This window comes from Sinorhizobium saheli (assembly GCF_001651875.1).
GTDB classification, from domain to species: Bacteria; Pseudomonadota; Alphaproteobacteria; order Rhizobiales; family Rhizobiaceae; genus Sinorhizobium; species Sinorhizobium saheli.
The window spans coordinates 1-16,658 of sequence record NZ_LNQB01000090.1; the positions used below are offsets into that span (position 1 = coordinate 1).

12 protein-coding genes and 2 pseudogenes are annotated in these 16,658 nt (G+C 65.4%); 1 reads left to right on the forward strand and 13 read right to left on the reverse strand.

Annotation, left to right across the window (positions count from 1 at the left end):
• Nucleotides 1-301: 301 nt before the first annotated feature.
• A pseudogene (locus ATB98_RS28255) lies at nucleotides 302-1,087 on the forward strand (IS630 family transposase).
• A gap of 133 nt (nucleotides 1,088-1,220) precedes the next feature.
• Here the strand turns inward: ATB98_RS28255 and ATB98_RS23095 are convergent.
• The 13 genes and pseudogenes from ATB98_RS23095 to ATB98_RS23150 all read right to left on the reverse strand — a co-directional run bounded on the left by ATB98_RS23095 (nucleotide 1,221) and on the right by ATB98_RS23150 (nucleotide 16,609).
• Nucleotides 1,221-2,531 carry a PQQ-dependent sugar dehydrogenase gene (locus ATB98_RS23095; RefSeq protein ID WP_066877915.1) on the reverse strand — a complete coding sequence of 437 codons (1,311 nt, stop codon included), beginning with the start codon at nucleotides 2,529-2,531 and terminating at the stop codon, nucleotides 1,221-1,223.
• Nucleotides 2,532-2,877: 346 nt separating this feature from the next.
• On the reverse strand, nucleotides 2,878-3,321 hold the full coding sequence (locus tag ATB98_RS23100; RefSeq protein WP_066877917.1) for an SRPBCC family protein: 444 nt from the start codon (nucleotides 3,319-3,321) through the stop codon (nucleotides 2,878-2,880).
• A 180-nt stretch (nucleotides 3,322-3,501) separates the two neighbouring features.
• Nucleotides 3,502-4,725: an MFS transporter gene (locus ATB98_RS23105; protein ID WP_066877921.1), complete on the reverse strand. Its 1,224-nt coding sequence runs from the start codon at nucleotides 4,723-4,725 to the stop codon at nucleotides 3,502-3,504.
• Between the two features lie 123 nt (nucleotides 4,726-4,848).
• Nucleotides 4,849-6,342, reverse strand: coding sequence for an ABC transporter substrate-binding protein (locus tag ATB98_RS23110; RefSeq protein ID WP_066877923.1), 1,494 nt, complete (start codon nucleotides 6,340-6,342; stop codon nucleotides 4,849-4,851).
• 220 nt (nucleotides 6,343-6,562) lie between these two features.
• The gene (locus tag ATB98_RS23115) at nucleotides 6,563-7,615 is read right to left on the reverse strand and encodes an ABC transporter ATP-binding protein (RefSeq protein WP_066877925.1); all 1,053 of its coding nucleotides are present in this window, start codon (nucleotides 7,613-7,615) and stop codon (nucleotides 6,563-6,565) included.
• Complete coding sequence (locus ATB98_RS23120; RefSeq protein WP_084435730.1) at nucleotides 7,612-8,616, reverse strand: ABC transporter ATP-binding protein; 1,005 nt, start codon at nucleotides 8,614-8,616, stop codon at nucleotides 7,612-7,614. The genes ATB98_RS23115 and ATB98_RS23120 overlap by 4 nt, the downstream gene beginning before the upstream one ends.
• Nucleotides 8,609-9,523: an ABC transporter permease gene (locus ATB98_RS23125; protein WP_066877930.1), complete on the reverse strand. Its 915-nt coding sequence runs from the start codon at nucleotides 9,521-9,523 to the stop codon at nucleotides 8,609-8,611. The genes ATB98_RS23120 and ATB98_RS23125 overlap by 8 nt, the downstream gene beginning before the upstream one ends.
• Nucleotides 9,513-10,457, reverse strand: a complete 945-nt coding sequence (locus tag ATB98_RS23130) for an ABC transporter permease (protein ID WP_066877932.1) — start codon at nucleotides 10,455-10,457, stop codon at nucleotides 9,513-9,515. Before ATB98_RS23130 ends, ATB98_RS23125 begins: the two co-directional genes overlap by 11 nt.
• Nucleotides 10,458-10,893: 436 nt before the next feature.
• Nucleotides 10,894-12,144: a multicopper oxidase family protein gene (locus tag ATB98_RS23135; RefSeq protein ID WP_234782003.1), complete on the reverse strand. Its 1,251-nt coding sequence runs from the start codon at nucleotides 12,142-12,144 to the stop codon at nucleotides 10,894-10,896.
• Nucleotides 12,137-12,448: pseudogene (locus ATB98_RS30170) on the reverse strand (multicopper oxidase domain-containing protein); the annotation flags it as partial. The gene ATB98_RS23135 and the pseudogene ATB98_RS30170, both read right to left, overlap by 8 nt.
• Before the next feature lie 100 nt (nucleotides 12,449-12,548).
• Complete coding sequence (gene cueR, locus ATB98_RS23140; protein ID WP_066877934.1) at nucleotides 12,549-13,022, reverse strand: Cu(I)-responsive transcriptional regulator; 474 nt, start codon at nucleotides 13,020-13,022, stop codon at nucleotides 12,549-12,551.
• The gene (locus ATB98_RS23145; protein WP_066877936.1) at nucleotides 13,019-14,062 is read right to left on the reverse strand and encodes a 2Fe-2S iron-sulfur cluster-binding protein; all 1,044 of its coding nucleotides are present in this window, start codon (nucleotides 14,060-14,062) and stop codon (nucleotides 13,019-13,021) included. The genes cueR and ATB98_RS23145 overlap by 4 nt, the downstream gene beginning before the upstream one ends.
• A gap of 24 nt (nucleotides 14,063-14,086) precedes the next feature.
• Nucleotides 14,087-16,609: a heavy metal translocating P-type ATPase gene (locus ATB98_RS23150; protein ID WP_066877937.1), complete on the reverse strand. Its 2,523-nt coding sequence runs from the start codon at nucleotides 16,607-16,609 to the stop codon at nucleotides 14,087-14,089.
• Nucleotides 16,610-16,658 lie beyond the last annotated feature (49 nt).

The window sequence follows — 16,658 nt, forward strand, 5'->3', positions numbered from 1 at the left end:
CCGGTAGCTCGTCAGGCTCATAACCTGAAGGCCGCAGGTTCAAATCCTGCCCCCGCAACCAAATACCAGAACCCCGGATCCCCAGGATGCCGGGGTTCTTGCGTTCCAGGCCGCGGAAAAGTCGCGCTGGGGTTGCTGGTGGTGAGCTGCCTGAATGAAAGTTCAGTTGCAGACGGACAGTGCGCCCGGCGCCTGTCGCCAGCGGCTAGAGCGGGATGAATTTAGGTGGAATCGGCATTGGGATTCCCTTTTATGAGCAAATCAGATTCACCATTCGGGCCGGTGCAGGAGGCCGGCCAGGATGGCGAGACCTTTTTCGGATGACCTTAGGGACCGTGTTGTTGGTGCAGTGACGCGCGATGGGCTGTCCTGCCGGGCGGCGGCAAAGCGCTTCGGCATCGGCATCAGCACGGCAATCGATTGGGTACGGCGCTGGCGTGAGACGGGCAGCGCCGCCGCCGGCCAGATGGGCGGGCACAAGCCGCGGGCGATCGCCGGTGAGCATCGGGCCTGGCTAATCGAGCGCTGCCGTGCGCAGGCATTCACCTTGCGCGGGCTGGTCGCGGAATTGGCCTCGCGAGGCCTGAAGGTCGACTACCGCTCCGTCTGGATCTTCGTGCATGAGGAAGGGCTGAGTTATAAAAAAAGACGTTGGTCGCCAGCGAGCGCGACCGGCCCGATGTCGCCGTCCGACGCAGCCGCTGGCTGAAGCATCGCCATCGCATCGATCCGGCCCGCCTCGTCTTCATCGACGAGACCTGGACGAAGACGAACATGGCGCCGCTGAGAGGCTGGGCGCCGCGCGGCGAACGGCTGTTCGGACACGCTCCCTTCGGCCACTGGAACACCATGACGTTCATTGCCGCCCTGCGCGTTGATCGCGTCAGCGCGCCCTGGGTCATCGACGGTCCGATCCCCCGATCTCAATCCGATCGAAAAGCTCTTCGCCAAGATCAAGCACCGGCTACGCGAGGCGCAGGCCAGAAGCCGCTACGCCACCCATGACGCGCTCGCAACCATCCTCAAAACCGTTTCACCAAAAGAATGCCAGAACTATTTCAAGGAGGCCGGATATGAACGGACCTAAAATCCATCCCGCTCTAGTTTAATTTGGCTCCAATACGGGAGCCGGACCTCGTCGGTGAGCGGGGTGTCATGGGGAACTCCGACGGCCGTGTGCAACGCCATGTGCCCCTGCGGGCCGGTGCTCGGCTCCGCGTTCAGCGGCGCGCGGCTTCGCCGGTCACTCGCCAGATCACGTCGCCGACATCGTCCGCCACCAGCAGCGAGCCGTCGGGGCCGATGCTCACCCCGACCGGTCGTCCATAGGAGGCCCGCTCGTCGGGGGAAAGGAAGCCGGTCAGAATGTCGCGCGGCAGGCCGGCAGGAGATCCGTTCACGAAGGGCACGAAGGCAACCTTGTAGCCGCTCAAGGTGCTGCGGTTCCAGGAACCATGCTGGCCGATGACCATGCCGTCCGGGAAGCCGGGCAGGGTGCCTTCGGGAAGCCAGCAAAGACCGAGCGATGCAGTATGTCCGCCGAGGGCATAGTCCGGTGCGATAGCGGTCGCGACCATCGCCGGGTCCTGCGGCACCCGGCCATCGGCGATCTGCCCCCAGTAGCAATAGGGCCAACCATAGAAGCCACCGTCGCGGACGGATGTGAGATAGTCGGGCGGCGTCTCGTCGCCCAGTCCGTCGCGCTCGTTGACCACCGTCCAGAGTGCACCCGTGGTCGGTTCCCAGGCCATGCCCACCGGATTGCGCAGACCGGAGGCGAAGATGCGGCGCTCACCGCTCTCGAGGTCGAGCTCGTGGATGGCGGCCCGGCCTTCCTCTGCCGCCATGCCGCGCTCGCCGATGTTGCTGAGCGAACCGACGCCGATGAAAAGCTTTCGCCCATCGCGACTGGCAAGCAGGCTTCGCGTCCAATGGCCGCCGGCCTTGAAGTCCGTCAGCTTTCGCCCTTTCGCAGTGATGCGCGTGTCGCCCGTTTCGTAGGGGAAGGCAACCACCCCGTCCGTATTGCCGACATAGAGCGTATCGCCCAGCAATGCCATGCCGAACGGCTGATTGAGCCCGTCGAGAAACACCTCGCGAATTTCGGCCACGCCGTCGCCATCCGCATCGCGCAGCAGCGTGATCCGGTTCGGACTTGCGCCCACCGCGGCAGCGCGCTTCATCGTGCTGAACATGGCGTAGTCGAAGGCAGACTTGATGCCTCCGGGTTCGCTCAGGGCCTCAGCCACCAAAACGTCGCCATTCGGCAGAACGTGAATCCAACGGGGATGTTTGAGCCCCGCCGCGAATGCGTTCACCTTGAGTCCGGGCGCCGCTACGGGCGTCTGACCCGCGGTCCATCCCCTGGCCGTCGGCATCTTCAGGGTCGGAATGCCCTGCGGCTTGGCTCCCGGGATTTTCGGTTCGCGGCCATAGGCCGGTTCGAGGGAAGCTCCGTCCTGGCGGCGCAAAAGGATTGCGGCGGCGCCGATCAGTGCGACCAATCGACCGAAAACGTCTGACAGCCCCATGGCTCCTCCTAGAGCATTCTGCAGTCAGGTGGCATCACCTGACGTCGCACAAATGCGGCAAACAAAGGGACAGAGCGGTGGCACGAACGCATGCGAGCGCATCCCGCTCCAACCCTGATGGCGCACGCTACCCGAAGCGTGCGCCGCTGGGTATCCCTGAGCGGCATTGTTTTTGGGCCGCTTCGCTCCGTTGAGAGCCTGCTACCTCCGCTTGGCCCGTGGCGACAGAGACGGTGCGGTCATCCTCGGACCGGAATGAACCCGCGCCCGTCCTTCGGCCCGCTGTCATGCCTGCCAATCTGGGGCGAGTTGGAAGGCGCCGGCCGTCGCGCTCGCGACCCGTGCGCTACTGATTGATTTCCGGCTCGACGAGCCTTGCCAGGTTTCGAAGCGACTCCTGCCAACCGAGATAACAAGCCTCGGGCGGAATCACGTCCGGCACGCCTGCCTGCACGATATCGAGCTCGGTGCCGACCGAGGCTTTCTTCAACGTCACGGTCACGTGCATCTCGCCGGGCAGGTTGGGGTCGTCGAATCGGTCCGTGTAACGCACGCGCTCGCCTGGAACGAGCTCGACAAATTCGCCGCCAAACGCGTGGCTCCTGCCCGTCGTGAAGTTGCGGAAGGACATCTTGAATGTGCCGCCGACATTCGGCTCCAGATGATGCACGGTGCAAGCGAAGCCGTTGGGCGGAAGCCATTTCGCGAGTGCGTCAGCCTCGATGAACGCGCGATAGACTTTCTTCGGGTCGGTCGAGAGAACGCGCTTCAAACGTATGGTGTTGGGCATGATCGTCGATCCCTATGAGTTGCTGGTCGGCTCCCGTCTGCATGTCTTCAAGGTCGCTGTGCCGATCCATGCACCAAGGACGACGGATGCCCCGCCCGTCCGACATCGGATCTCAGAATTTTTGAAAGCGCCAGGTCCGGATGCCGCTCGCCCGCCCCGGCGCTTCTCGCTCCGGCAGCCTCATGCCTCTCCGCGGTCGGCGCTGACGGCGGCGGTTGCGGTGGCGCGATCCTGAGGCCACAGGCGCGCGGCGACGAAGAACCCGCCGGTTGCCATGGCGGCAAGCACCAGGAAGGTTGCGGTCATGCCGGCGGCCGCGCCCGCGAGCCCCGCCGTCAGATAGGCGACAAACCAACAGGCGTGGGTCAGCGCAAAATGGGCGGCAAAGAGCACCGACCTGTCCGCACCCCCGGCCGTCCGTGCGACCAGCCGGCCCGCCGGCGTCAGAATGAGCGAATAGCCGGCCCCGAGCCCAAACCAGAAGACGATGAGGACGGGATAGCTGACGATGAGTGGGCCGACCATCAGGCCGCCGAGGCAGATGCAACTGCCGGCGACCATTGTCGCTCGAACGGGGAAGCGCTCGAGCAGAGCTGGAATGAGGAGAGCCGCCGTCATGGAGCCGCAGCCGAAAACGGTAAGCGCCAGCACCGTGAATTGCTGCTCAAGTCCGAGACTGGACTGGACGAGGACCACGGTATTGACGAGGACCATGGCGCTTGCACAGGCGGCGCTGAAGGTGAGGGCAAGAAGGCCCTTCAGCATCGGTGTGCCGAGATAGAGGCGAATGCCCCTGGCAGCGCGTGCACTGACGCCGAGTTCCGAGGTGAACCTCTGCGCCGGGAGCGCAGCCGATGCCAGCAGGGCCGCCGAGGCGACAAAGCCGCAGACCGTCGCCAGGAACAACCCGTTGAGCGGAACGAGGCTCAGCAGCAGAAGGGCGAGCAGCGGGCTCGTAACCGTCTCCATGTCATAGGAGAGCTGGGTCAGCGCCAGGGCCCGGGTGTAGTCGCGCTCGTCCGGCAGGATATCGGGAATGGTGGCGCGAAGGCTCGGAACAAGACCGGCGGAGGCCGAGTGCAGAAGCACGATGAGGAGATAGATCTGCCAGATCTCGGTGACGAACGGGAAAGCAAGCATCACCGCCCCGCGCGTGAGCTCGAGGCCGACCAGCACGCGGCGGCGGGGAAAGCTCTCGAGGGCCGCGGTGATGAAGGAAGAAAGACCGACCGTGGTCAGCATCTTCAGGGCAAGCGCGATGCCGAGCACCGCACCCGCCCCGGGGCCCGCGATCTCATAGGCCATGAGCCCGAGGGCGACCGTTGCCACGCCGGCACCGATCAGCGAAATGACCTGTGCGATATAGACGGCGCGAAAGGTCGGGTTGGAGAAAAGACTGAGCATCTGAACTGAGCGCCTGTCGTTTGGCGTCCGTCCGGTCCTGACCGGTTCGGGCGCATGGGCGGGAAGAAAGCGTCAGATCGGGATCGCGCGAGGCGGAACTTGCGCGCGATCCCGCCGTCACAGTCATTCGAGCGTCAAATCCTTGGTCATCAGGTAATAGACCAGAGGATGCATCTCGTAGTTCTTCACCCGCTCGCTACGGGCGTCGAAGGACGTCTCGTTCACCAGATAGACGGTGACCGCCTCGTCGAAGAGTTTCTTGGCGAGCTGCGCATAGATCTCGTAACGCGCCTGTGCATCGTTGAGCGAGGATGCCTTTTCGATCAGGGCGTCGACGTCTTCCGAGCAGTAATGCGACATGTTGTAGCTGCCGCCGCAGGAATAGTCCGCCGTCAGAAAGCCGAAGGGATCGGCAATATCAGTAAGATAGCCGCGCGACAGCAACGCCATGTCATAGTCGCCGGAGATCATCTGAGGTTCGATTGCGGTATATTCGGCCACGCGCAGATTGACCTTGATGCCGATCTCGCCAAGTTGCGCCTGGATGATGGCACCGACATCCTTGAGTTCGGTCCTTGCCGTATAGGCCAGGAGTTCGAGCTGCAATTGTCCGGGCTGAATTCCGGCCTCCTCCAGCAGCGCCTTGGCGCGCGCCGGATCGTAGATCGGTTTGATGCCTTTCGGCGCCCAGGGATCGTCAGGTTTGAAGGCCGAAGCCGCCGCCGTCACCGTGCCTTCATAGACGCTGGCCGCAATCCCCGCACCGTCGATCGCCGCCTGGATGGCCTGGCGGACGCGGACATCGTTCAGCGGCGCCTTCTTGTTGTTGAGCAGCAACTCGGTCACCCGCGGCGTTTTGAGCTGTATCAGCTCGATCCCCTCCGCCCCTTCCAGCTGCTTGACGCCATGGGCCGGGATCAGGCGTGCGATATCGGCCTCGCCGCTGCGAACCTGGGTCATGCGGGTATTGGCATCGGGAATGAAAACCACCATGCCGCCCTCGAGCGCCGGCTTGCCGCCCCAGTAATTGTCATTGCGCTTGAATTTCAGATATTCCTTCGGCTTGACTTCGACGATCTCGAAGGGGCCGGTGCAACGGCCGACGGGATCGATGATCTCGCCCTGATAGGCGGCCGGCGACAGGATCGTAGTGTTGGGCGCAGCGAGCTGCGCCGGCAGCAGCACCGAAGGGGTCTGGGTGGTGATACGGACCACCTTCTCCCCCACCGCTTCCACGGACTTGATCAGTTTGGGCGAGAAGGGCCGCGCCGGCATTTCGGCCGCCAGCAGATGTTTGAGCGCGCCGGTCGCCGCCTCAGCGGTCAGCGGCGCACCGTCCTGAAATTTGACGCCATCCCGCAGCGTGAATTCCCACACCGTCGGCTCGAGTTGTTTCCACGACGTGGCGAGGCCAGGCTCAAGCTGCAATTGCCAATTGAGGCGCACGAGCGTCTCGAAACAGCCGGCGCGGCTGCCCAGGTAGGCATCGTCGCTGGCCATCTGCCAATTGGTCTGAACAGCCTGGAAATCGGCATAGGTCAGCGTTTTGCCTTCCTGGGCAGCCGCGCTTGTGGCCAACGCCGTCGCGCAGACGGCCACCATTGCATATTTCTTCATTATTAGTTCCTCCTCTATTTTGTTTCGTACTGACCTGTTCCGCGAGCCGGTATCGACCCGGACGGCCATGTGCTGCCATTCGGTGTGGCAGCTCACCTCCCTTTCATTGCGACGCCATTCCAGAGCGAATGCGCTCACGCATGTTCGCGCCACCGATCTAACCACTTGTTTTTTCAGCATTTGTTCGACGTCAGGTGATTTCACCCGACTGCAAAATGCTCTAGGGCGAGCCCGCCTGAGCCGGCCGGTCGGGCTGCAGGTCCCGCCAGAAGTGGCAGCGCACCTGATGGCTCTCGCTCGCTGCCTCGAATTTCGGTTCGGCCTGCGCGCACTTCGCCTGCGCGTGGGCGCATCGGGTGTGGAAACGACAGCCGCGGGGAGGGTTGAGCGGGCTCGGAAGGTCGCCGCGCAACTGGATCTCCGGCGCATAGAGCCCGGTCCGGTCGAGCATGGAGGCGGCGATCAGCGCCCGCGTATAGGGGTGGCGCGGCGTCTTGAAGAGCGCATCGCGGTCGGCGACCTCGACGATCCGGCCGAGATACATCACGGCGATGCGGTCGCAGATGTGGCGCACCACCCTGAGGTCATGAGAGATCATCAGCATCGTCAGGCCGTGGCGCCGCTTCAGATCCGTCAAAAGGTTGAGGATCTGCGTGCGCATCGAGGCGTCGAGCGCCGATGTCGGCTCGTCACAGATCAGGAACCGCGGCTCGAGGAGCAGGGCCCGGCCGATGACGACGCGCTGCAATTGCCCGCCCGAGCATTGCCGCGGGTAGCGTTCGTAGAAGCTTTCGTCGAGGCCGACTTCCGCGAGCATGCGCATGACCTTGTCGCGGCGCTCCTCGCGCGTTCCGATGTGGTGCTGCGCCAGCGGCGCCTCCATGCTCGTGCCGATCCGCATGCGCGGGTCGAGCGCGCCGAACGGATCCTGGAAGACGAGTTGCACGGTGCGGCGCAGGCGCTTCAGATCCTCGCCGTCGACGTCGGTGATCGCTTGGCCGGCGATCTTCACCTCACCGCCCGTCGGCGATGTCTGGCGTGTCAAGAGGCGGGCGATTGTGCTCTTGCCGCAGCCCGACTCGCCGACAAGGCCGAGCACTTCCCCTTGTCGGATAGCGAAGGAGACGCCGTCGACCGATTTGATCGAGAACGACCGGCTGAGGAAGTAGTGCTTGGCAAGCTCATCGACCTCGACGAATGGCGGTTGAACGGCGGCGCCGGCGGGCTCAGGTGTATTCCTCAAAACGGTCTGCAAAAGCGTGTAGCTGTTCATGCGGCCGTCTCCTTTTCGGCTTCGACGGCCCAGCAGCGCGTCACGTGGCCATCCGGATCGGGTTTGAGCGTCGGCTCGGAGCGCATGCAGCGGCCGGCGAGGCCGTGCTCCGCCGCCGCGCTGCAACGCGGATGGAAGCGGCAGCCGCAGGTCAGGTCGCGCGCATGCGTGCCCGAGCCGGGGATCGACAGCAATTGCCCGCTCGGATCGGGAACGAGCAGCGAGCAGCGCATCAGCGCCCGCGTATAGGGGTGCTGCGGCGCTTGAAGCACCGCCTTCGCCGGCCCCTCCTCGACGATCCGCCCGGCATACATGACCGCCACCCGGTCGGCCAGCGCGGCGACCACGGCGAGGTCGTGGGTGATGAGCAGCGTCGCGAGGTTGCGCTTGCGCCTCTCCTCGTCGATGAGCCGCAGGATCTGCGCCTGCACGGTGACGTCGAGCGCGGTCGTCGGCTCGTCCGCGATCAGCATGTCCGGATCGCCGCTGAGCGCCGCCGCCATCATCACCCGTTGCGCCATGCCGCCGGAGAGTTCGTGCGAGAAGCACCGCGCCCGCACCGCCGGATCGGGAATGCCGACGTCGCGCAGGAGCTCGAGCACCCGACCCATGGCCGCCCGGCGCACAAGGCCGCGATGCAGCCGCAGCGGTTCGGCGATCTGGGTGCCGACCCGCGCGGTCGGATCGAGCATCGCCTGCGGCTGCTGGAACAGCATCGCCATGCGCCCGCCGCGCAGCCGGTTCATCTGCCGGTCCGGCAGCGACAGGACGTCCTCGCCGTCGAAGCGGATGCGCCCGCCGGCAATGGCGCCGCCGGCCGGCAGCAGTCGCATCAGCGACAGCGCCGTCATGCTCTTGCCGGAGCCGGATTCGCCGACCAGCGCCAGCACCTCGCCACGGTCGAGCGTCAGGCTGAGCCCGTCGATCACCGGCGTCGGCTGGCCCGGAAAGGCGACCTTGAGGTCCTCGATCACCAGCAATGGTTCGTTCGTCTTATTCATCGCCCGAGTCTCCATCCCTGGCTTCGATCTCCAGCCCGTGGCCGATCCAGGTGACGCTGAGCGCGGCCACGAAGATCGCGAGGCCCGGCGCGATCATCAGGATCGGCAGCCGTTCGACATAGGGCTGCGCATCGGCGAGCATCAGCGCCCAGTCGGCCGCGGGCGGCTGTACGCCGAGGCCGAGGAAGGACAGCGCTCCGACGGTGATCAGCTTGTGGCCGAAGCGCAGGAAGCTCACCGCCGCGATCGGACGGATGATGTTCGGAATGACGTGGCGGAGAATGATGAAGGAGCGGCTGCAGCCCAGCACTTCCGCCGCCTGGATATAGCCCTGGGCGTTGATCGCCAGGGTCAGGCCGCGGGCGAGCCGCGCAAAGGGAGTCCAGCCGATGACCGTGAGCGAGGCGATCAGCGTCGCATAGCCAGGGCCGAAAATGGCGACGAGGAAGATCGCCACCACGACGTCCGGGATCGAGATCAGGACGTCGATGACGCGCATCGTGATCTCGTCGAGCACGCCACCTGCGCCACGTCCGGCGACGACGCCGATCAATGTGCCGACGGTAAAGGAGAGCAAGACGGTGACCATGGCGATGGTGACGGTGAAGCGACCGCCGACAAGGAGGCGGCTGAAGAGGTCGCGCCCGAGATGGTCGGTGCCCAGCCAGTGTTCGGCGCTCGGAGCCGACAGCCGCGCCATCAGGTTCTGCACGGCCGGATCATGGGGAACGATCCACGGCGCCAGGATGAGCGTTGTCACCAGCGCCACCAGGATCACGACGCCTGTGCGGAAGGTCCAGTGGCGTCCGCTGAGGAACCGCCAGAGCCGCAGCGCCGCGGCGTGCCTCGGCTGCATCGGCAGAAGCGCGCTGGCAGCAACGCCTTGCGAAGGGTTATCAATGCGCATGGCCGGACCTCACTGCCGGGTTGAGCGCGACATAGAGCATGTCGGCGACCGTGTTGATCAGGATCGACAGCGCCACGATGGAGACGAAACCGCCTTGCAGCATCGGGACGTCGCGGTTGACGACGGCCTCGTAGAGCAGCCGCCCCATGCCGGGGATGGCGAAAATGACCTCGATCACCACCGAGCCGCCGAGAAGGCCGGCGAGCCACAGCGCGAAGAAGGTGACGACCGGCAGCGAGCCGTTGCGCAGGCCGTGGCGCATCACCGTCTGGCGCATGCTGAGGCCGCGGCTGCGCGCTGCGGTGATGTAGGGGGCCTGCAGCACATCCATCATCGCGGCCCGCGTCACCTGGGTGAAATAGGCCATCGGGCGTAGCGACAGCACCGTGGCCGGCAGCACCAGTGCGGTCCAGCTCGTCCAGCCCGCCGACGGCAGCCATCCGAGGTGAAGCGCGAAAACGAGGATGCCCATCGGCGCCAGCCAGTATTCCGGCGTCGCCACGAAGGTCTGGACCATCAGCGTGGTGGCGCTGTCGACCGTGCCGCCAGGCCGCGTTGCCGCCAGGGTGCCGAGCGGTATGGCGACGGCGGCGGCAATGCCGAGCGCCGTCAGCGCCAGGGTTATCGATACGCCGAGCGCCCGCCCGATCTCCAGGGCGACCGGCCTGCCGCTCGCGAAGGAATAGCCGAGATCGCCGTGGAGCGCCTGCCACAGCCAGGCGCCGTATTGCACCGGCAGCGGCCGGTCGAGGCCCAGATGAATGCGCATCGCCTCAACGGCGGCCGGATCGACGGCAAGGTCGCGGACCCGGGACATCAGGATCGTCCGCACCGGATCGCCGCCACTGACATAGGGCACGAGGAAAGCCAGAAGCGAGACGCCGAGGAGCATCAGGCCCAAAATCAAGAGACGTTGAAGAAGTCTTGTCCACATGCCGTCCTCCCACGTTCACGCAAACGGCTGCAAGTTTCCCCGCTGCCACTCTGCACCAGGAAGAAGGAGCTTCAGTTCCGCCGCGGCTCGGCTCCGGAGAGCTTTCTCAGTGCTCCCCTCTGATGAGCGCCTGCCCCCTCCGGCTTATTTGTGCTCACTCGCTGGCTGCGGTTCTTCCGGCAAAGGCCACGCCGGGCCTTCACTGACACTCCTTCGATCAGTCTTCATTTCAACCACTAAAGTCTAATATAAGTTATGAAGAACGATGTGCTAAATTCAGGTAAGCGGCAGAATTTCGTGCTCTTTATCAATTTCGGTCGCGGCAAGTTCAGTAACAAGGTATAGCGCTACGAGCGCGCATCCTGATGAAGCGGCAATATTTCATGCGTGCCGCCAGTTTCATCGAAAGTTCATCGCGCGTGTTATAGTATAAAGGCTACACTTCGTATTCGATCGTCGTCATCATTCCTCCGTTCATATGGTAGAGGTGGTGGCAGTGAAGCGGCCATTTGCCTGGGTTCACCGCATCGAAAGCGACTGTCACGCTGCCCTGCGACGGCACGAGGACGGTGTCGCGCACCGCGCCCGCGAACCGCTGGCCGTTGATGGCAACGACCTGAAAGTGGTGGCCGTGCAGATGCATCGGGTGCGCCATCGTGGTTTGGTCGCGGAAGGTGATCTCGACGCGCTTGCCCTCGGCCACCGCAAGCGGCGTATCCCCGCCGTGCCTCTTGCCGTTCAGCATCCAGACGTAGCCGGGCGCCTCGGTGATCGTCACCGTGTGCTGCCGGTCGGCCGGACGTCCCGCCAGTGGCTGCAGGGCGCGCAGCTTTCCTTCAAGCGCCAGCCCCACGGCGGCGGCGGCTTCGTCTGCTTCTCCGCCGACGCGCCCTATCGCACCGGAGGCGGTCGCCAGTATGACACCGGTGCGCGCACGCTCTCCCTCGCGGATGGCAAGGATCGGCCATGCGCCTTCGTTCTTCGGCAGGTCCAGCGCGATATCGAGGCGTTGCGCGATGGCGAATTCGAAGCGCCGTCCGCGAACCGGCTCGACCGGCATTCCGTCGACGGCGATCAGGCGCCCCTCGAGCCCGCCTAGGTCGATCCAGAAATTGGTCGCGGCGGCCCCGTTGATCAGCCGCAGGCGCACGCGCCCGCCGCGCTCCACCCGGAAGATTTCGGGATCGTCCAGCGTGCGGTCATTGGCGAGGAAGGCGTCATGCTCGACGTCGTTCAGGTGCGCGGCCGCGGGCGCAGCCCCGCCGCTTTCGCCGGAATGCCCGCCTGCGGCGGGGGCCGAAGCGCCATGACCCATCGCGGCATGACCCATCGCACCATGATCCATCGCTGCCTGACCCACCGCTGCCTGGCCCATCGCCGCGTGCCCCATTGCGGCATGGTCCATGGGCGCCGCCTGTGCCTCGCCAGAGTGCCCGCCACCCTGCAGGCCGGCCAGCACCTCGGCCGGATCGCGGAAGGTGAAATCGTGGAAGAGGACGACCACCTCCTGGACGTCTTCCCGAGTCTCGGCCGGGTCGCGGACGATAAGCGGTGCGGCCAGCAGGCCCTGTTCCTGCAGACCGTGATGGGAGTGCATCCAGTTGGTGCCGGCCCGGTTCAGCGCGAAGTCGTAGTCGTGCGCGGCGCCGGGGGGTAAGCAGCGCCTGAGAGACAGCCGGAACCCCATCCTGCCGCCAGGGAGGGGTAAGGCCGTGCCAGTGGATCAGCGTCTCCTCGTCGAGGCCGTTTTCCAGCCGCACCCGGAACGAACCGCCCGCGTCCGCGACGAGCCCGGGCCTGCCGTCAGCCTGCGTCAGGCCGTAGACCGTGGCCGCGCGGCCCTTCACCTCGATGGTCCTTCGCCCCGCCTTGATCAGCGTTGCCGGCTTGGCGAAGGCAGGCCCTGCCGGTAGCAGCCATGACGGGCCGGCGGCTGCCATGCCGAGGGCAGCGCAAGAGGTGAGAAACTGACGGCGTGAGAGGTGCGGCATTCTCGTCTCCAACTCTTTCCTTTGCTGTCCTCAAATCGCCCTCGATCTGAGAACACGGGAACTCTGCGCGTCTGAAGGGACGCGTGGGCCGTTGCGTCCCTTAATGGATTTCTTTCTTGCGGCGCACGGGATCGACGCCGCCGGCCCCGAAGCGGGTCAGGTCCATGTGCCTCGCCTCGACCTCAACGGCGCCGGCCAGGTCCTCGAGGATCGGACACTCCGGTCGGTGGTCGCCATGACAATGCTCGGCCAGGTGCTTCAGCGCGTCTGTCATCGCCCGCAGTTCCTGGATCTTGTGCTCCAGTTCGGCGATGTGCTGGCGGGCTATGCGCTTGACATCCGCGCTGGCGCGATGACCGTCCGACCACAGCGTCAGCAGCTCGGCCAGTTGTGTCACGGAAAAGCCGAGATCCCGCGCCCGCCGGATGAAGCGCAACTGGTGCACATCCTTGTCGCTGTAGGTGCGGTAACCCGCCTCGGTCCTATGCGCGGCCGGGATGAGGCCGATCTCCTCATAGTAGCGGATCATCTTTGTGGAAACGCCCGACTCCCGGGAGACATCGCCAATATTCATTTTACATCCTCCAGTCTCTTTTCCGGCTCGGTTGCCGCTTCCGGTGTGAAAAACACATCGAGATGCAGGTCGTCGCGCTGAAGTCCGCGCTCGAGCAGGATCGGTGTCACGCTGTCGGTCATCGCCGGCGGGCCCGCCATGTAGGCTTGCCAACCATCGAGGTCGTGCAGGTCCTCCGCGATGGCCTCGGTAACGGTGCCGGTGCGGTAGTCTGCGGAGCGCTCGACCTGCGAAAGAACAGGCACGAAGGTCAGGTTCGGATGGCGCTTGCAAGCGGCCGCGAAGTGATCGACCAGATAGAGGTCCCGCTCCTGGCGTACGCCGAAATACAGGCGGATGGGCTGCCGGAATCCATGGTTCAGCGCCGTCTCCACGATCGATTTGATCGGCGCCATGCCGGAGCCGCCGGCAATGGCCAGGATCGGCCCCGTGTGGCGCTGGCGCAGGAACGCGCTGCCGCAGGGGCCGCGCACCTTGACCTCGTCCCCGACGGCGAGCGTGCTCGCAACCCGCTCGCTCGCTGCACCGTTGGGGATGCGGCGGATGTGGAACTCCAGTTCTCTTTCGCCCGGCTGGTTCGCCATGGAGTAGTCGCGCACCGGCGCGCCCGGAAAGGAAAGCTGCGCATATTGCCCAGCGCTGAAAGCGAGCGGCACGCCGCCTTCCGGCAGAAGTCTCACCCGCTTTATATCATGGGTGGCGTCATCCAGCCCAACGACCTGCGCTCTGAAGGCCTGCACCGGATGATCCGCCCGGTCCTCCTCCCGGCCCAGCCAGGCGACCGTCGCGTCCGTCTTCGGCTGTGCCCGGCAGGCGAGGATCAGCCCGATGTCGCGCTCTCCGGCCGTCGGGGCAAAGGGCGTATGCGGCAGCAGGTCGACCTCACCTTCGATCAATCGCGACTTGCAGGAACCGCAGCGGCCCGAGCGACAACCATGGGGGTAGGCGATGCCGTGCTCCAGGGCTGCCTGCAGGATGGTCTGTTCGTCCGCTACCGAAATCTCCCGGCCCAGCTGGCGGATTTGAACCGACTTTCCCATCGCAATACCTCCTGCCGATCGCCGTTATTGCGCCGCAGCCAGCCGACCGTTCCCGTCGGCCGGCACCGCATCGAAGTTCATCGGAGCCCGGAAACGCTTGAGCCGCAGCGCATTTGCGAGAACGAACACACTGGATAGCGCCATGGCGCCGGCCGCGATCATGGGCGAGAGCACCAGGCCGTAGGCGGGAAACAGCGCGCCAGCCGCTACCGGGATCAGCACCGTGTTGTAGGCGAAGGCCCAGAACAGGTTCTCCTTGATGTTGCGGATCGTCGCCTTTGAAAGGGCGATGGCATTGGGGACGCCGCGCAGGTCGCCGGACATTAGCACGACATTGGCGCTCTCGATGGCCACGTCGGTGCCGGTGCCGATGGCGATGCCGACATCGGCGGCCGCCAGGGCCGGCGCATCGTTGATGCCGTCGCCGACGAAAGCCACCTTGCGGCCGCCGGCGCGCAGGTTTTCGAGCGCCTGCACCTTTCCGTCGGGCAGCACCTCGGCCACGACCTCGTCGATCTTCAGCCGGCGAGCGATCGCTTCGGCCGTCCGCCGGTTATCGCCGGTGATCATCGCGACCTTCACGCCAAGTTCATGCAGCCGGTTGACCGCCTCGATGGTCGTCTTCTTGATCGGGTCCGAGACGGCGATCACCGCGGCGATCTTCCCGTCCACGGCCGCGAACAGCGGGCTCTTGCCCTCGTCGCCAAGCCGGTCGACTTCGGCGGCGAATGCCGACACATCGAGTCCGAGCTTCGCCATCAGCCGGTCCGCGCCGACATGGACCTTGCGCCCGGCTACCAGCGCCGTGGCGCCGAAGCCGGGAGCGGCATCAAAATCCTCCACCGATGGAAGAACGAGCCCGTCGCGCCTGGCGGCTGCGACAATGGCTTCGCCGATCGGGTGCTCCGAGCGCGTCTCGACCGCAGCGACGAGGCTGAGAACCTCGTTCCGGTCGAAGCCCTCGGCGGGAATGAGGTCGGTGAGTTCGGGCCGGCCCTTCGTGAGCGTGCCGGTCTTGTCCATCGCGATCACCTCGGCGCCCTTCAGCGTCTGCAGCGCTTCGCCCTTGCGGAACAACAGGCCCATCTCCGCCGCGCGGCCCATGCCGACCATGATGGAGGTCGGCGTGGCGAGACCCATGGCACAGGGGCAGGCGATGATGAGCACGGCCACGGCATTGACGAGCGCGAAGCTCAGCGCCGGCGCCGGTCCAAAGGACAGCCAGACGAGGAAGGTGATCGCGGCGGCGAGCATCACCGCCGGCACGAACCATGCCGTGACCTTGTCCACCAGCGCCTGGATCGGCAGCTTCGCCCCCTGCGCCTGCTCGACCATCCGGATGATCTGGGCGAGTACGGTATCGGCCCCGACCTTGGTGGCGCGGAAGGTGAAGGCGCCGGTCTTGTTGATCGTGCCGCCAACCACGGCCGCTCCCAGGCCCTTTGCGACGGGCACGGGCTCGCCGGTGATCATGGACTCGTCGACATAGGACGAGCCGTCTACCACCTCGCCATCGACCGGCACCTTGTCGCCCGGGCGCACCAGGATGATGTAGCCCATCTGCACCTGATCGAGCGGGACCTCGACGGTCTCGCCATCGCGCACGACTCGGGCGGTCTTCGCCTGGAGCCCGACGAGGCGCTTGATCGCTTCCGACGTGCGGCCCTTGGCGCGGTTTTCCAGATACCGGCCGAGCAGGATGAGGGTGACGATCACCGCAGCAGCCTCGTAATAGATATTGGCCGTGCCGCTGGGCAGGATCGAGGGCGCGAAGGTGGCGACAACGGAGTAGCTCCATGCCGCAGCCGTGCCGAGGGCAACGAGGCTGTTCATGTCTGGGGCGGCGCGCAAGAGAGCCGGCACGCCCTTGCGGAAAAAGCGGAGGCCCGGTCCGAAGAGCACGATGCTCGCCAGCAGGAACTGCAGATAGCGGCTCTCCTGCATGCCGACAGTGTTCATGACGAAGTCATGGATCGCCGGCACGAAATGCGACCCCATCTCAAGCACGAAAACGGGAAGCGTCAGAACGGCGGAGAGGCTCAGGGCGCGCGCGAGACTGCGCGCCTCGAGCTCGCGCGCCTCTGCCTGTGCATCCTCGGGGTTTTCGGCCGTGACTGCCCGGGCGGTGTATCCCGCCCGCTCGATGGCCGCCGTCAGGTCGTGAATACCGGCAGCGCCGCTGACGACGCGCAGGAAGGCGCGCTCGGTGGCCAGATTCATCGTGGCATCGAGGACGCCCGGCACCCGGCTCAGCGCCGTTTCAATGCGCTTGACGCAGGAGGCGCACGTCGCGCCTTCGACCGCGAGCTCGATCTCTTCCGTTTTCGCGTCATAGCCGGCGTTCTGAACCGCCTTCAGGACGGCGTCCAGATCGGCCGGCCCGACGAACGCCACGTCGGCGCGCTCCGTCGCGAGATTCACGGCGGCGGACTTCACACCGGGCACGGTTCGGATCGCCTTCTCGATTCGGCTGACGCAGGAAGCGCAGCTCATTCCTTCGACATAGATGCCGAGAAGGGCAGAATCTGTAGCAGTCGCCGGGCTCATAGGGACCTCCGAGAAATCGACTGCTTCCTTTTTTAGGGCTTCCAACGGT

Coding starts and splice junctions, on each gene's coding strand:
- ATB98_RS23095 (WP_066877915.1), bottom strand. CDS start 2,531: ATGGGGCTGTCAGACGTTTTCGGTCGATTGGTCGCACTGATCGGCGCC.
- ATB98_RS23100 (WP_066877917.1), bottom strand. CDS start 3,321: ATGCCCAACACCATACGTTTGAAGCGCGTTCTCTCGACCGACCCGAAG.
- ATB98_RS23105 (WP_066877921.1), bottom strand. CDS start 4,725: ATGCTCAGTCTTTTCTCCAACCCGACCTTTCGCGCCGTCTATATCGCA.
- ATB98_RS23110 (WP_066877923.1), bottom strand. CDS start 6,342: ATGAAGAAATATGCAATGGTGGCCGTCTGCGCGACGGCGTTGGCCACA.
- ATB98_RS23115 (WP_066877925.1), bottom strand. CDS start 7,615: ATGAACAGCTACACGCTTTTGCAGACCGTTTTGAGGAATACACCTGAG.
- ATB98_RS23120 (WP_084435730.1), bottom strand. CDS start 8,616: ATGAATAAGACGAACGAACCATTGCTGGTGATCGAGGACCTCAAGGTC.
- ATB98_RS23125 (WP_066877930.1), bottom strand. CDS start 9,523: ATGCGCATTGATAACCCTTCGCAAGGCGTTGCTGCCAGCGCGCTTCTG.
- ATB98_RS23130 (WP_066877932.1), bottom strand. CDS start 10,457: ATGTGGACAAGACTTCTTCAACGTCTCTTGATTTTGGGCCTGATGCTC.
- ATB98_RS23135 (WP_234782003.1), bottom strand. CDS start 12,144: ATGGGGTTCCGGCTGTCTCTCAGGCGCTGCTTACCCCCCGGCGCCGCG.
- cueR (WP_066877934.1), bottom strand. CDS start 13,022: ATGAATATTGGCGATGTCTCCCGGGAGTCGGGCGTTTCCACAAAGATG.
- ATB98_RS23145 (WP_066877936.1), bottom strand. CDS start 14,062: ATGGGAAAGTCGGTTCAAATCCGCCAGCTGGGCCGGGAGATTTCGGTA.
- ATB98_RS23150 (WP_066877937.1), bottom strand. CDS start 16,609: ATGAGCCCGGCGACTGCTACAGATTCTGCCCTTCTCGGCATCTATGTC.